This window comes from Streptomyces sp. NPDC054883 (genome assembly GCF_053610645.1).
Genome location: NZ_JBSGYT010000054.1, coordinates 26,695 through 40,065, shown reverse-complemented (window position 1 = coordinate 40,065; position 13,371 = coordinate 26,695). Strand labels below are relative to the sequence as shown.

Sequence of the window (13,371 nt, the reverse complement as noted above, 5' to 3'; positions counted from 1 at the left end):
CGCACGGAGGAGGCAGGGCTCCTTGGGTACTGCTAATCCAACCGCGATCCGGTCGGCCAGGCGACTAGGCCGGGGTGACGTTCTCCGCCTGCGGGCCCTTCGGACCCTGCGTGACGTCGAAGTTGACCTGCTGGTTCTCCTCGAGGGAGCGGAAGCCAGAGGCGTTGATCGCGGAGTAGTGGACGAAGACATCCGGGCCGCCGCCGTCCTGGGCGATGAAGCCGAAGCCCTTTTCAGCGTTGAACCACTTCACGGTTCCGGTAGCCATGAGCCCTCCTATGGGCCAAAGGGTCGCCCTGCTCCAGAACCTGCTAAGAAGTCTGAAAACTACAAAAGCCTGCGGGTCACATTCTCCGCAGGCCTCGTACTGCAAGGGAAACCAAACTGCAACTTGCGTCGAGCCTAGCACGCACCCTGCGGCCGAGACCAGAGGGAAAGATCACGTCACTCGGACGTTTGAGACCCGCCCGAAGGCTGACGGGACCCCGGGGGCTAGTCTCGCGATGTGGACGTCTATCGCAGCCGGCCCCGGGTCGGCCACATCCAGTTCCTGAACTGCCTCCCGCTCTACTGGGGGCTGGCCAGAACCGGCACGCTGCTGGACCTGGAGCTGACGAAGGACACCCCCGAGAAGCTGAGCGAACGGCTCGTCCAGGGGGACCTGGACATCGCGCCGATCACCCTCGTGGAGTTCCTGCGCAACTCCGACCAGCTCGTCGCCTTCCCCGATCTCGCCGTGGGCTGCGACGGCCCCGTGATGTCCTGCGTGATCGTCTCGCAGGTCCCCCTGGACCGGCTCGACGGCGCCCGGGTGGCCCTCGGATCGACCTCCCGGACCTCCGTCCGGCTCGCCCAGCTGCTGCTCGCCGAGCAGTACGGGGTACGCCCCGACTACTACACCTGCCCCCCTGACCTGGGGCTGATGATGCAGGAGGCCGAGGCGGCGGTCCTGATCGGGGACGCCGCGCTGCGCGCTTCGCTGCACGACGCGCCCCGGCTCGGCCTGGCCGTGCACGACTTGGGGCAGATGTGGAAGGAGTGGACCGGGCTGCCGTTCGTCTTCGCCGTCTGGGCCGCCCGCAAGGACTACCTCGCCCGCGAGCCCGTCGTCGTGCGCAAGGTCCACGAGGCCTTCCTCGCCTCCCGGGACGTCTCCCTGGAGGAGGTCACCAAGGTCGCCGAGCAGGCGGCGCGCTGGGAGGCCTTCGACGCCGAGCTGCTGGAGCGGTACTTCACCACCCTCGACTTCCGCTTCGGCCCGGACCAGCTGGCGGGCGTGCGGGAATTCGCCCGCCGTACCGGTTCCGCCTCCGGGTACTCGGGGGACGTGGCGGTGGAACTGCTGTCAGCGGCGGCCGTGCCCGGCCATTAGTGCGGCTTATGTCGGCTGAACGAGAAGGGGAACGCCTGCGCGAATCCTTTCCGTACCGCGGAACGGGGTATATCCGTTTCCCGGGAATTCGTTCGCCTTTCACTTCCGGGTGCCCGCCGGAAACCGGCAATCGGGGCCGCTCCCGTCCGTCCCCGCCCTAAGGTGCTCCTTGGCCACGCCACAGGGGAACACAGGGGAACACAGGGGACGGGGGAGGGACGCGATGCAGCCGCTCGAAGCCGGTGACCCGCGGACCATCGGCGCGTACCGGCTGCTCGGCCGGCTGGGCGCGGGCGGCATGGGCCGGGTGTACCTCGGGCGGAGCGCGGGGGGCCGGACCGTCGCCGTCAAGGTCGTGCACCCGCAGTTCGCCGCGGACCCGGAGTTCCGTGCCCGGTTCCGCCGCGAGGTGGCGGCCGCGAGGCGGGTCGGCGGGGAGTGGACGGCGCCCGTGCTGGACGCCGACCCGGACGCGGAGGTGCCCTGGGTGGCGGCCGGTTACGTGGCGGGCCCCTCCCTGGACCGGGCGGTGGCGGCGCACGGCGCGCTGCCCGAGCCGTCGGTACGGGCCCTCGGCGAGGGGCTCGCCCGCGCCCTGGTGGCGGTGCACGCGCTGGGCCTCGTACACCGGGACGTGAAGCCGTCGAACGTGATGCTGACGCTGGAGGGGCCCGGACCGCGGCTGATCGACTTCGGGATCGCCCGGGCCACCGCCGGCACCGCCTCCCTCACCTCCACCGGGGTCTCCGTCGGCTCGCCGGGCTACATGGCGCCGGAGCAGATCATCGGCAAAGGGGTCACCGGGGCGGCGGACGTGTTCTCCCTCGGCGCGGTACTGGCCTTCGCGGCGAGCGGGCGACCGCCGTTCACCGGGGACCACTCGGCGGCGCTGCTCTACAAGGTCGTGCACGAGCCGCCGGAGCTCGACGGGGTCCCGCCCGGGCAGCTGCGCGAGCTCATCGAGGCCTGCCTGGCCAAGGCGCCCGCAGACCGCCCGGCCCCGGCGGCCGTCGCGGCGGCGCTGAACGGCGCCCTGCGCACGCCGGGCTGGCTGCCCGCGCCCCTGGTGGAGGAGGCGAGCCGGGCGGCGGTGGCGCTGCTGAACCTGGACTCCGAGGTGGCCGGCGGCGCGGTCTCGTACGGGCCCTACGGGCCGCCCGGCGACGGCGGTTCACTCGACCACGCCGACACCCGGACGGGCGACGGCGCCGCGCGCCGCGGCGCGGAACCCGTAGGTGACGGCGAAGACGGTCACGGGCAAGGCCGCGGCGGGCGCCGCCGGGTCAGCTGCACGCTGGTCGTCTCGGTGGCGGCCGTACTGGCGGCGCTGTCCGGCGGCCTGTACGGGCTGGGGCTGCTGCCCGGCGGGGGCGGGGAAGCGCACCGGCCGCCCATCGGGAGCAAGCCGTCCGCCTCGGCGAGCCCTTCCGCCGGCGCCTCCGCCAGTCCCTCGGGCAGTCCTTCCGCCGGCACCCGGGACACGGTGCCGAAGGCGCTGATCGGCACGTGGAAGGGGGCGACCACCACCAACCTCGGGGCCCCCGGGCAGTTCGAGATCACCATCAAGGGCGGCCGGACCGGCGAGGTGGTGGCCCGGGACAAGTCCGTCATCCCGCTCTTCGACACCGACTGCAGCGGCGACTGGAAGCTGGCCTCCGCCACCGACCGCTCCCTCATCCTCGATACGGCCGGCGGCCCCAACCCGGCCCCCGGCATCTGCTCCAACGGCTCGGCCGACGAGCGCTTCACCCTCAACCCGAACGGAACCCTCCACTACAGGTCCGGCGACCGGGCGGCCGGAAACCCGGAGGGCGACCTCACCCGCAGCCCGTGAGCCGCCCCGGGCGCCCCGGCCCTGAAGGCCGCCCGCGGACGGCCCTGGCGTAGGCTGGCTCGGTCCGGACCTTGACACACCGCCGAAAGGTGAAGCACCGGTGACCGACCAGGCCGCTCTCCAGTCTGTCCTCGACCGTGCCGCCGCAGGGGGCCGGATCACCAAGGAAGAGGCGCTCGACCTCTACCGGCACGCCCCGCTGCACGCGCTCGGCCAGGCCGCCGACGCCGCGCGCCGGCTGCGCTACGCGGGTACCGAGCACATCGCGACGTACATCATCGAGCGCAACATCAACTACACCAACGTGTGTGTCACCGCCTGCAAGTTCTGCGCCTTCTACGCGGCCCCCAAGGACACGAAGAAGGGCTGGTCCCGCGACCTCGACGACATCCTGCGCCGCTGCGCGGAGACCGTGGAGCTCGGCGGCACGCAGATCATGTTCCAGGGCGGCCACCACCCGGACTACGGCGTCGAGTACTACGAGCACCACTTCTCCGCCATCAAGAAGGCGTTCCCCCAGTTGGTCATCCACTCCCTCGGCGCGTCCGAGGTCGACCACATGGCCCGGATCTCGGGGGTGAGCGCCGAAGAGGCCATCCGCCGCATCCACGCCGCCGGTCTCGACTCCTTCGCGGGGGCCGGCGCCGAACTGCTGCCGGAGCGGCCGCGCAAGGCGATCGCCCCGCTCAAGGAGTCCGGCGAGCGCTGGCTGGAGATCATGGAGATCGCCCACGAGCTGGGCGTCGAGTCCACCTCCACCATGCTGATGGGCACGGGCGAGACCAACGCCGAGCGCATCGAGCACATCGCCATGATCCGTGACACGCAGGACCGCACGGGCGGCTTCCGCGCGTTCATCCCGTACACGTACCAGCCCGAGAACAACCACCTCAAGGGCCGGACGCAGGCCACGGTCTTCGAGTACCTGCGGATGATCGCGATCGCGCGGCTCTTCCTCGACAACATCGCCCACATCCAGGGCTCCTGGCTGACCGTCGGCAAGGAGGCGGGCCAGCTGTCCCTGCACTACGGCGCCGACGACCTCGGCTCGATCATGCTGGAGGAGAACGTGGTCTCCTCGGCCGGTGCCAAGCACCGCTCGAACCGCCAGGAGATCATCGACCTGATCCGCAAGGCGGGCCGGGTCCCGGCGCAGCGCGCGACGACGTACGAGCACCTCCTCGTGCACGACGACCCGGCGAACGACCCGGTCGATGACCGCGTGGTGTCGCACATCTCCTCCACCGCCATCGCGGGCGGTACGGCGCACCCCGAGCTGAAGCTCATCTCCTCGAACTGACCGCCCGCCGCCCCGCCGACCGACCGCCCGCCGACTGACGAACTGACCGCCCGTGCTGACGATCCACACCGCCGAACTCCTCGTCCCCGGGCCGGGCCGCGCCGCGCTGCCCGGCGGGGCGGTCCTCGTCGAGGGCGACCGGATCGCCCGCGTCGGACCGTACGAGGAGCTCGGCGCGGCCTTCGCGCACGCGCGGGTCCGCCGCTGGCCCGGGGTGCTGACCCCGGGGCTGCTGGTGCGCGGGGCGGACGAGCTGCTGGAGCGGACGTACTACCCGGACGACCCGTACGAGACCAGCGAGCTCGGGGCCGGCCCCATCAGCGGGGCCGAGGCCGTCGCCGGCCTGAGGATGACCGAGTCCCGCTGGGGCAACAGCGCCCGGCGGGCCACGCAGAGGCTGCTGGCGCGCGGAGTGGTGGCGGTGGCCGGGCGGCTGACGGTGCCGGCGGTGCGGACCGCGGTGGTGCGGTCGGGGCTGACGGTCCTGGCGCCGCTGCCGTACGGGGCTCCGCCGTCCCTGGACCCGCTGGCCGGACTCACCGCCGCCGAGGAGGCGTTCCACGGGGTGCTGGGGGCGGGCGTCCCCGCCCGGTTCGCGGTGTTCGCGGCGGCCGACGCGCGGGACCTGCTGGAGCAGGGCGCGACCAGCTGTGTGGCCACCGTCATCGGCGGCCGGCTGCTGCACCGCCGACGCTGAGCCGGGCGCGGCGGCGCCGGGGCCGCCTGCGAGAATGGCCCGGTATCGACCGACCCGAGCCACACCGCACCGAGGGGCCTACGCCAGTGACCCGCGCTTCCCTGGACAAGCAGCCGCACGAAGTCGCCTCCATGTTCGACGGTGTCGCGGCGAACTACGACCTCACCAACGACGTGCTCTCCCTCGGCCAGGCCCGGCTGTGGCGCAAGGAGGCCGCCAAGGCGGTCGGCGCGCGCCCCGGGCACAAGGTCCTGGACCTGGCCGCCGGTACGGCGACGTCCTCGCTGCCCTTCGCCGCGACCGGTGCGTACGTCGTCCCCTGTGACTTCTCCCTCGGGATGCTGCGCGAGGGCAAGAAGCGGCACGCCTGGCTGCCGCTGACCGCCGGCGACGCGACGAAGCTGCCGTTCCGGGACGACGTCTTCGACACGGTGACGATCTCCTTCGGGCTGCGCAACGTCCAGGACACCGACGCGGCGCTGCGCGAGCTGTACCGGGTGACGAAGCCGGGCGGCCAGGTGGTCATCTGCGAGTTCTCCCAGCCGACGTGGGCGCCGTTCCGCACGGTCTACACGGAGTACCTGATGCGCGCCCTGCCGCCGGTGGCCCGTGCGGTGTCCTCCAACCCCGACGCGTACGTGTACCTGGCCGAGTCGATCCGCGAGTGGCCGGACCAGCCCGCGCTCGCCGCGCTGCTGCAGAAGGCCGGCTGGTCGAAGGTGGCCTGGCGGAACCTGAGCGGCGGCATCGTGGCGCTGCACCGCGGTACCAAGGCGTAGCGGCGTACGGAGGAACGAACCCGGTGGACCCCGCACCGCACGACACTGCGCCCTTCGACACCGTGCCTTTCGACTACCAGGCGGTGCTCGACCAGATCGCGCGGGACGTCGCGCCGCTGGTCGGCAGCGGCACCCCGGCCGAGTACATCCCGGCCCTCGCGGCGATGGACCCGGCGCAGTTCGGGATGGCGCTGGTCACGATGGGCGGCAAGGTCTTCGGGGTCGGGGACTGGCAGCAGCCCTTCTCCACCCAGTCGATCACCAAGGTGTTCACGCTAGCCCTGGCGCTGGCGGCCGAGGGCGGCGACAGCCTGTGGGAGCGGGTGGGGCGGGAGCCGTCCGGCAACCCGTTCAACTCGCTCGTTCAGCTGGAGTACGAGAACGGCATCCCGCGCAACCCGTTCATCAACGCGGGCGCCCTCGTCGTCACCGACCGGCTCCAGACGCTGACGGGCGACGCGAGCAGCGAACTGCTGAAGTTCCTGCGCGAGGAGAGCGGCAACCCGGACGTCGCCTTCGACGCCGAAGTGGCGGCCTCCGAGCACGAGCACGGCGACCGCAACGCGGCGCTGGCCCACTTCATGGCTTCGTACGGGAACATCGACAACCCCGTACCGACCCTGCTGGACCATTACTTCTGGCAGTGCTCCATCGAGATGAGCTGCGCCGACCTGGCCCGCGCCGGCCGGGTCCTGGCCCGGCACGGGCTGCGCGCGGACGGCTCGCGGCTGCTGACGCGCAGCGGGGCCAAGCAGATCAACGCGGTGATGCTGACCTGCGGGACGTACGACGCGGCGGGCGAGTTCGCCTACCGTGTCGGCCTGCCCGGCAAGAGCGGTGTCGGCGGGGGCATCGTCGCGGTCGTGCCCGGCCGGTGTGCCCTGGCGGTGTGGAGCCCGGGACTGGACGCGCACGGCAACTCGGTCGCGGGGGTGGCGGCCCTCGACCGGTTCACCACCCTGACCGGCATGTCCGTCTTTTAACGCGCCCCTCGCACCGCTCGGCGCCGGGGGGCGCCTCGCGGGCTTCGGGCCGCTGCGCCGGACTCCGTCCGGCAGGTCAGGCGGTCCGGCGGCCCAGCGGCACGGGGTCGCGGCAGGACGCCGGGGCCCGCCCCAGCCGCCCCCTCACTCCGCCCGGAGCGTCAGCTCATAGCGGCGCCTGCGGCGGCCGCCGCCCGGGAGGTCGAAGGCCCCGGCCAGGGTCATGCCAAGGCGCTCCGCCACCGCCACGGACCGTGCGTTGGCGTCGTCGATCACCGCCACCACCCGCGGTACGCCCGCCTCCCGGAGCCGGTCCAAGGTGGCCAGGGCGGCGGCGTACGCGTACCCCTTGCCCCAGTGGGCGCGGCCGAGCCGCCAGCCGATCTCTGTCTCGCCGACCGGCCCCCACGCCTTCGTCTCGGGCCACGGCTGCGCCCCGGTGAAGCCGATCACCGCACCGTCCGGGTCCAGCAGGGTCCACAGGCAGTAGCCGAGCCGGGCGTCGTGCATGCGCTGGCGCGCCGTGAACTCCTCGTACAGCGACAGCTCGGCGGGCCCGCCCAGGTACTCCATGACGTCCGGGTCGTCGAAGACGCCGTGCCAGCCGCGCGCGTCCTCGTCGGTCGGCACGCGCAGCCGTACGACGGGAAGTGGCCGGGTGGGCGAGGTGGTCGAGCCAGTCAACGGAGTAGCCCTTCTGATCGCGGTCTTTCCTGCTGCATAGACTGCACGTGTCCTGTGCCGTTGGGCACCCTTTATCGAGCCTTCGGGAGACCCCGCAGTGACCGAGGCAGTGACCGAGCCCCTCTCCGAACACTCCGCTGATGTGATCGTCGTCGGGGCCGGGCCCGCCGGTTCCACCACCGCCTACTACCTCGCCAAGGCGGGACTGGACGTCCTGCTGCTGGAGAAGACGGCCTTCCCGCGCGAGAAGGTGTGCGGCGACGGGCTGACCCCGCGCGCCACCAAGCAGCTGGTCTCCATGGGCATCGACATCTCCGAAGAGGCCGGCTGGCTGCGCAACAAGGGCCTGCGGATCATCGGCGGCGGGCAGCGGCTCCAGCTGGACTGGCCGGAACTCGCCTCCTTCCCGGACTACGGACTGGTCCGCAAGCGCGACGACTTCGACGAGACCCTGGCCCGTCAGGCACAGAAGGCGGGCGCGCGGCTGTACGAGCGCTGCAACGTCGGCGAGCCCGTCCGGGACCCGCGCACCGGCCACATCACCGGTGTGCAGGCGAAGCTGGGCGAGGAGAAGACGCCGGTCACCTTCAAGGCGCCGCTGGTCGTCGCCGCCGACGGCAACTCCTCGCGGCTGTCACTGGCGATGGGCCTGCACCGGCGCGAGGACCGCCCGATGGGCGTGGCGGTGCGCACGTACTTCACCTCGCCGCGGCACGACGACGACTACCTGGAGTCCTGGCTGGAGCTGTGGGACCGGCGCGGCACCCAGGACCGGCTGCTGCCCGGCTACGGCTGGATCTTCGGCATGGGCGACGGCACGTCCAACGTGGGCCTCGGCATCCTCAACTCCTCCTCCGCGTTCAAGGAGCTGGACTGGCGCGAGGTCCTCAAGGCCTGGTGCGCGTCCATGCCGGAGGACTGGGGGTACACCCCCGAGAACATGACGCAGCCGATCCGCGGCGCGGCCCTGCCGATGGCCTTCAACCGGCAGCCGCACTACACCAAGGGCCTGCTGCTGGTCGGTGACGCGGGCGGGCTCGTCAACCCGTTCAACGGCGAGGGCATCGCCTATGCGATGGAGTCGGGGCAGATCGCGGCGGAGGTCATCGTCCAGGCCCACGCCCGCGCCACCCCGGCGCAGCGCGAGCTGGCCCTGCACGGCTACCCGAAGGTGCTCAAGGAGACCTACGGCGGCTACTACACGCTGGGCCGCGCGTTCGTGAAGCTGATCGGCAACCCGAAGGTGATGAAGGTCGCCGCCCAGCGCGGCCTGAGCCACCCGGTGCTGATGAGGTTCACCCTCAAGATGCTGGCCAACCTGACCGACCCGACGGGCGGCGACGCGATGGACCGCATCATCAACGGCCTGTCGAAGGTGGCCCCGAAGGCCTAGTCCGCGGTGTCGGCGGGCCGGACCGGAGGGTATCCGGGGCGGCCCGCTCCGTCCTGGGCGAGGGCGGGGAGGTCTTCGTACGGGGTCGCGTGCACCGTGCGTACGCAGCGGGCCAGCAGGACCAGCCCCCACAGCAGCAGTACCCCGGAGGCCGTCCAGTCGAGGCCGAGGGTCACCGGGTGGCTCGGCTTCGCCCAGGGGCGGGTGGTGGTGAGCAGCCAGCCGCCGAGGGCGAGGAGGGCGAGCCCGCCTGCGGCGGGGAGGGCGGTGGGATCGCCGCCGGACCCGTGGCGTTCGTACGGCTCGGTGATCACGGACCACACCTCCTGGGGCGAATCGGGCACTGCGCCCCAGCTATCTTCGCAGGGCTTCGGCCGGTTCGACACGGGCCGCCCGCCAGGCGGGATGGAGCCCGGCCAGCAGTCCGGTGACCAGCCCGGCGACCGGCGCGGCGACGACCGTGGCCGGGTGGATCACCGGGGTCCAGTCGCGGGCCAGCGAGACGGCGACCACGGTCAGTTCGCCCAACGAGGTGCCCACCAGACCACCGAGTCCCCCGAGGGCGGCGGACTCGGTGAGGAACTGGGCCGAGACGTGCCGGCCCCGGGCGCCGAGCGCCCGGCGCAGCCCGATCTCCGCCGTCCGCTCCAGCACGGCGACGAGCGTGGTGTTGGCGATCCCGACCGCTCCGATGACCAGGCAGATCCCGGCGAGCAGGAGGAAGAGCGCGCTCAGGTCCGAGGTGACCCCCGAGCGCAACAGGCGCGGGTCCGGCGGCGGTACGGCCTTCAGGTACTCGGGGTGGTCGGGGCGCAGCGCGAGCGGGGCGAGGTCGGCGACCTGGCGGGCGGCGCCGAGGTCGGTGGCGATGAGCACCTGGGCGTCGGACGGGCCCGGCGGCCCCCACAGCTCCTCGGCGGTGGCCCGGGGGACCAGGACCGACAGCAGGTGCTCGGGGCGGCGTTCGACGTCGCCGACGATGCCGGCGACGGTGAACGGCTCCTCGCCCACGTAGACCACGGGCCGGGTGGCGAGGGTGGTGATGCCGAGGCGCTCGGCCACGCCGCCACCGATCAGCACGATCCTCAGGTGGTCGCGCTCGGCGTACTCGTCGTAGAGCCGGCCCTGCGCCAGCGTCGGCGCCAGGGCGGCGACGGCCCCGGGGGAGGCGGCGACCACGGAGGTTCCGCCCGTGGTGCCCGCCGCGCCCGGGCCGGCGGTCGGCGGGAGCGCCCCGACCGGGGTCTTCCGGTCGAGCCGCACGGTCCACAGCACCCCGGCGTGGGCGATACCGGCGACCTGGCGCAGCCGCTGTTCGGCATCGGCGGGGAAGGCCGGGCCGGCGAACGCGTCGTGCTGTGCGGCGACGTCCTCGACGGTCACCTCGGTGGCCGTGAGGACGTTGAAACGGCCGTCGATCTGCGAGGAGATGGTGGCGGTCAGGCCCAGCACGGCGACGAAGCTGCCGACGCCGAGGACGGTGCCGAGGGCGGTCAGCACGGCCCGGCCGGGACGGCGCAGCATCCCGGCGACCGCCTCGGAGACGGTGTCGCGCGCGGACAGCCGGGTGGGGCGGACGGCGCTCACCCGGAGAGCCGCCCGTCCCGGATGGTGACGGTCCGCCGGCCCCGGGCGGCGACCCCGGGGTCGTGGGTGATCAGGAGAACGGTCATGCCGGAGGCGTGCAGTTCGTCGAGCAGCGCGAGGACGGAGGCGGCGTTGGCGGAGTCGAGGTTGCCGGTCGGCTCGTCGCACAGCAGCAGCGACGGACGTCCGACGAGCGCGCGGGCGATGGCGACGCGCTGGCGTTCCCCGCCGGAGAGCCGCCCGGGGACGGCATGTGCCCGGTGCCCGAGCCCGACCTGCTCCAGGGCCGCTCGGGCCCGTACGAGGCGCTGCGCGCGCGGGACTTCGGTGTAGAGCATGGCGAGGGTGACGTTCTCCAGGGCGGACCGGTGCGACAGGAGGTGGAAGGACTGGAAGACGAAGCCGATGCGGCGCCCGCGCAAAGCCGTGCGCTGCCGGTCCGGCAGGGCGGCGGTGTCGATCCCGTCGAGGAGGTAGCGGCCGCACGTGGGGGAGTCCAGCAGCCCGGCGACGTTGAGGAAGGTGGACTTCCCGGAACCGGAGGGCCCGACGACCGTGATGAACTCCCCGCGTCCCACGGCCAGGTCGAAGGGGTGCAACGCCTCGACGGGAGGCGGCCCGGGATAGGTGAGCCCGACACCGCGGAACTCGATGACGGGCGCTGTTCCTTCCGCCGCCTCGTCGGCGGCCGGGCCGTGGCCGGGGGTTCCGGCGCGGGCGATGGCGGCGCCCGGGAAACGCAGTCTCATCGGGGCGCCCCCTTGGGCGCGGCTCCGACGACCACCCGGGTCCCGGCCGTGAGGGCGCCCGGCTGGACGGGGGCGACGGCCACATGGCCGTCTCCGCTGGTGCCGATGCGGACCTCGATACGGCGCTGCGCGCCGTCGGCGCCCTGGGCGGTGACCACCGTCCGCCCGTCCGCACCGGCGGAGACCGCGGTGACCGGGACCACGAGGGCTTCGCCGTCCGTGGCGGCGGACTCCACGGTCAGCCGTACGTCCTGCCCGGCGAACGACGCGGGCAGCGGCTGGTCGGGGCGGATGACCATGCGGTAGCCGGGATCACCGCCGCCGCTCCCGCCACCCGTGCCGCCCCCGCCGCCCGTGCCCTTGGCTTCCTGGCCCTGTCCCTGTGCCTGGTCCTGCTGCGTTCGTCCGGCCGCCGGGGCTCCCGACCGCTCGGCGGCGACCGCCGCGACCTTGCCCCGGGCGTCGCTGCCGGCGAGCTCGGAGGAGATCAGCACGGTCATTCCGGCGCGCAGCAGCTGCTTCTTGTCCTCTTTGAGGTAGGCCTCCACGACGAGTTCCCCCGCGGACAGCGTCAGCACCGGTCCGGATGCGGCCGCCCCGACCTGGCCGCCGACGTAGCCGACGCGGGCCGGGAAGTTCCCGAGGAACACGGTCTCGGCGGCGGGCAGCATCGGCCCGTCCGCGGCTTCCGCGGCGGCCAGAGCGGTCCGTGCCTCTGCGAGGGCCTCCCGGGCGCGGGCGAGCTCGCGCCCGGGGCCGGAGCCGGGGGCTTTGCCGGGGCGGGAGCCCGGGCCGGGCGTCGCGCCGGGGGCGGGCTGCCCGGTGCCTGCGCCGGCTCCGCCCGCTCCGCCGGCGTCCTCCACCGCCCACTGGGCCGACCGCACCGCCTCCCGGGCGGCCTTCAGCGCCGAGCCGCCGTCCGCGACGGCCGGCAGCGGGTCGTATCCGACCGCCTTGTACCGGGCGGCGAGGGCCGCCTTCGTACCGGGGCCGAAATGCCCGCGGGCGTCCTCGCCGGTGGCGTGCCCGAGCTCGCGCAGCGCCTGCTGGAGCTGCGCGACATCGTCACCGCTGGCACCCGGCTTGAGGTCCCGGTACATCGGCAGGCTGCCGTGCAGCGCGAACACCGGCCGTCCGGACACCTCGGCGAGCAGCTGTCCGGTCTTGACCGGATCCCCGGGTTTCAGCGGCAGCTTGGTCACCACCGCGGCCCCGGAGCCCTCGCCCGTCCGCAGCCCCTGGGGCGAGACGGTGACGCTCTGGCCGGCCACCACGGTCCCGCGCATCACCACCGTCTCGGCGAGGACCCGTCGCTCGACCTCCGCGGTCAGCGCGCCCTGCGCCGGCGGCCCGGCCTCCGCAGCCACCTGTGCCGGCGACTTCACCAGTGCCGTGGCCAGGAGGCCGCCGACCGCCATCAGCGTGGCGCCGCCGACGACCCCGAGGACGACCCGCCGCCCCCGGGCGAGCCCGCCGCGGTCGTCTTCGGCGGACGCCGGGGCCGGCACCGTTTCCGCGGTGTGGTCGAGTCCGCTCATCTCGCCGGCCGGCACTTCCGCAGGGCGTCGGCGTGGTCCCGCTTGAGGGCGGACCACTGCTCGGGGGTACCGCCCTTGGTCTGGTCGATCTCGGCCGTGACCGGGTCCGGATCCGGATACCAGGAGATGCCCTCGGCCCGCATGCAGTCGGCCTGCTCCCGCGCGGCGGCGAGCTGATCGGGGTCGGCCGGGCCGAGAGTGCGCGGCGCCGGATACAGCGAGGCACACGCGGTGTGCGCCTCTTCGTTCCAGGGCTTCGTCTTGTCCACGTAGGGCATTCCGTTGCCTCGGTAAACAATGCCGACCCCATGCTTTTTCAGACATTCGTGGTAGGCGATTTCCTGCTGCGTGGGGGGCGGACTATCGCTTGCCTTGGGCTCCTTCTCACCTCCGCATGCCGTCAGGGAAAGGCACAGGGCGAGCAGTGGAGCGAAATGGCGTGCGTGCACGACGGC

Annotated in this window: 14 protein-coding genes; 7 read left to right on the top strand and 7 right to left on the bottom strand. The window is 73.1% G+C overall.

The window, feature by feature from the left end:
- Window positions 1-64: 64 nt before the first annotated feature.
- Window positions 65-268 carry a cold-shock protein gene (locus tag ACWGH1_RS29955; protein WP_007265804.1) on the bottom strand — a complete coding sequence of 68 codons (204 nt, stop codon included), beginning with the start codon at window positions 266-268 and terminating at the stop codon, window positions 65-67.
- A 237-nt stretch (window positions 269-505) separates the two neighbouring features.
- Between ACWGH1_RS29955 and ACWGH1_RS29950 the strand changes: the two genes are divergently transcribed.
- The 6 genes from ACWGH1_RS29950 (at window position 506) to ACWGH1_RS29925 (ending at window position 6,965) form a co-directional block, all read left to right on the top strand.
- Window positions 506-1,372: a menaquinone biosynthetic enzyme MqnA/MqnD family protein gene (locus ACWGH1_RS29950; protein ID WP_453357220.1), complete on the top strand. Its 867-nt coding sequence runs from the start codon at window positions 506-508 to the stop codon at window positions 1,370-1,372.
- A gap of 223 nt (window positions 1,373-1,595) precedes the next feature.
- A complete protein-coding gene (locus tag ACWGH1_RS29945) occupies window positions 1,596-3,206 on the top strand; it encodes a serine/threonine-protein kinase (RefSeq protein ID WP_453409175.1) in 1,611 nt (536 codons plus the stop codon).
- 100 nt (window positions 3,207-3,306) lie between these two features.
- A complete protein-coding gene (mqnC, locus tag ACWGH1_RS29940) occupies window positions 3,307-4,506 on the top strand; it encodes a cyclic dehypoxanthinyl futalosine synthase (RefSeq protein ID WP_453354092.1) in 1,200 nt (399 codons plus the stop codon).
- Window positions 4,507-4,558: 52 nt separating this feature from the next.
- A complete protein-coding gene (locus tag ACWGH1_RS29935; RefSeq protein WP_453354093.1) occupies window positions 4,559-5,203 on the top strand; it encodes an imidazolonepropionase-like domain-containing protein in 645 nt (214 codons plus the stop codon).
- An 86-nt stretch (window positions 5,204-5,289) separates the two neighbouring features.
- On the top strand, window positions 5,290-5,982 hold the full coding sequence (locus tag ACWGH1_RS29930; RefSeq protein ID WP_453354094.1) for a demethylmenaquinone methyltransferase: 693 nt from the start codon (window positions 5,290-5,292) through the stop codon (window positions 5,980-5,982).
- A gap of 62 nt (window positions 5,983-6,044) precedes the next feature.
- Complete coding sequence (locus ACWGH1_RS29925; RefSeq protein ID WP_453354100.1) at window positions 6,045-6,965, top strand: glutaminase; 921 nt, start codon at window positions 6,045-6,047, stop codon at window positions 6,963-6,965.
- Between the two features lie 144 nt (window positions 6,966-7,109).
- Here the strand turns inward: ACWGH1_RS29925 and ACWGH1_RS29920 are convergent, their stop codons facing one another.
- Window positions 7,110-7,649 carry a GNAT family N-acetyltransferase gene (locus ACWGH1_RS29920; protein WP_453354095.1) on the bottom strand — a complete coding sequence of 180 codons (540 nt, stop codon included), beginning with the start codon at window positions 7,647-7,649 and terminating at the stop codon, window positions 7,110-7,112.
- 109 nt (window positions 7,650-7,758) lie between these two features.
- Between ACWGH1_RS29920 and ACWGH1_RS29915 the strand changes: the two genes are divergently transcribed.
- A complete protein-coding gene (locus ACWGH1_RS29915) occupies window positions 7,759-9,042 on the top strand; it encodes a geranylgeranyl reductase family protein (RefSeq protein WP_453354101.1) in 1,284 nt (427 codons plus the stop codon).
- On the opposite strand, the gene ACWGH1_RS29910 is transcribed toward ACWGH1_RS29915, so the two are convergent.
- From ACWGH1_RS29910 to ACWGH1_RS29890, 5 genes are read right to left on the bottom strand one after another with little or no spacing between them, the layout of a single operon-like run.
- Window positions 9,039-9,356 carry a hypothetical protein gene (locus ACWGH1_RS29910; RefSeq protein WP_453354096.1) on the bottom strand — a complete coding sequence of 106 codons (318 nt, stop codon included), beginning with the start codon at window positions 9,354-9,356 and terminating at the stop codon, window positions 9,039-9,041. The genes ACWGH1_RS29915 and ACWGH1_RS29910 overlap by 4 nt on opposite strands.
- 40 nt (window positions 9,357-9,396) lie before the next feature.
- Window positions 9,397-10,629, bottom strand: coding sequence for an ABC transporter permease (locus ACWGH1_RS29905; RefSeq protein WP_453354097.1), 1,233 nt, complete (start codon window positions 10,627-10,629; stop codon window positions 9,397-9,399).
- Window positions 10,626-11,378, bottom strand: coding sequence for an ABC transporter ATP-binding protein (locus ACWGH1_RS29900; protein ID WP_453354098.1), 753 nt, complete (start codon window positions 11,376-11,378; stop codon window positions 10,626-10,628). The genes ACWGH1_RS29905 and ACWGH1_RS29900 overlap by 4 nt, the downstream gene beginning before the upstream one ends.
- Entirely contained in the window at window positions 11,375-12,916 is a 1,542-nt protein-coding gene (locus ACWGH1_RS29895; RefSeq protein WP_453409174.1) for a peptidoglycan-binding protein, read from the bottom strand. The genes ACWGH1_RS29900 and ACWGH1_RS29895 overlap by 4 nt, the downstream gene beginning before the upstream one ends.
- Entirely contained in the window at window positions 12,913-13,185 is a 273-nt protein-coding gene (locus tag ACWGH1_RS29890) for a hypothetical protein (protein WP_453353336.1), read from the bottom strand. The genes ACWGH1_RS29895 and ACWGH1_RS29890 overlap by 4 nt, the downstream gene beginning before the upstream one ends.
- Window positions 13,186-13,371: the final 186 nt, after the last annotated feature.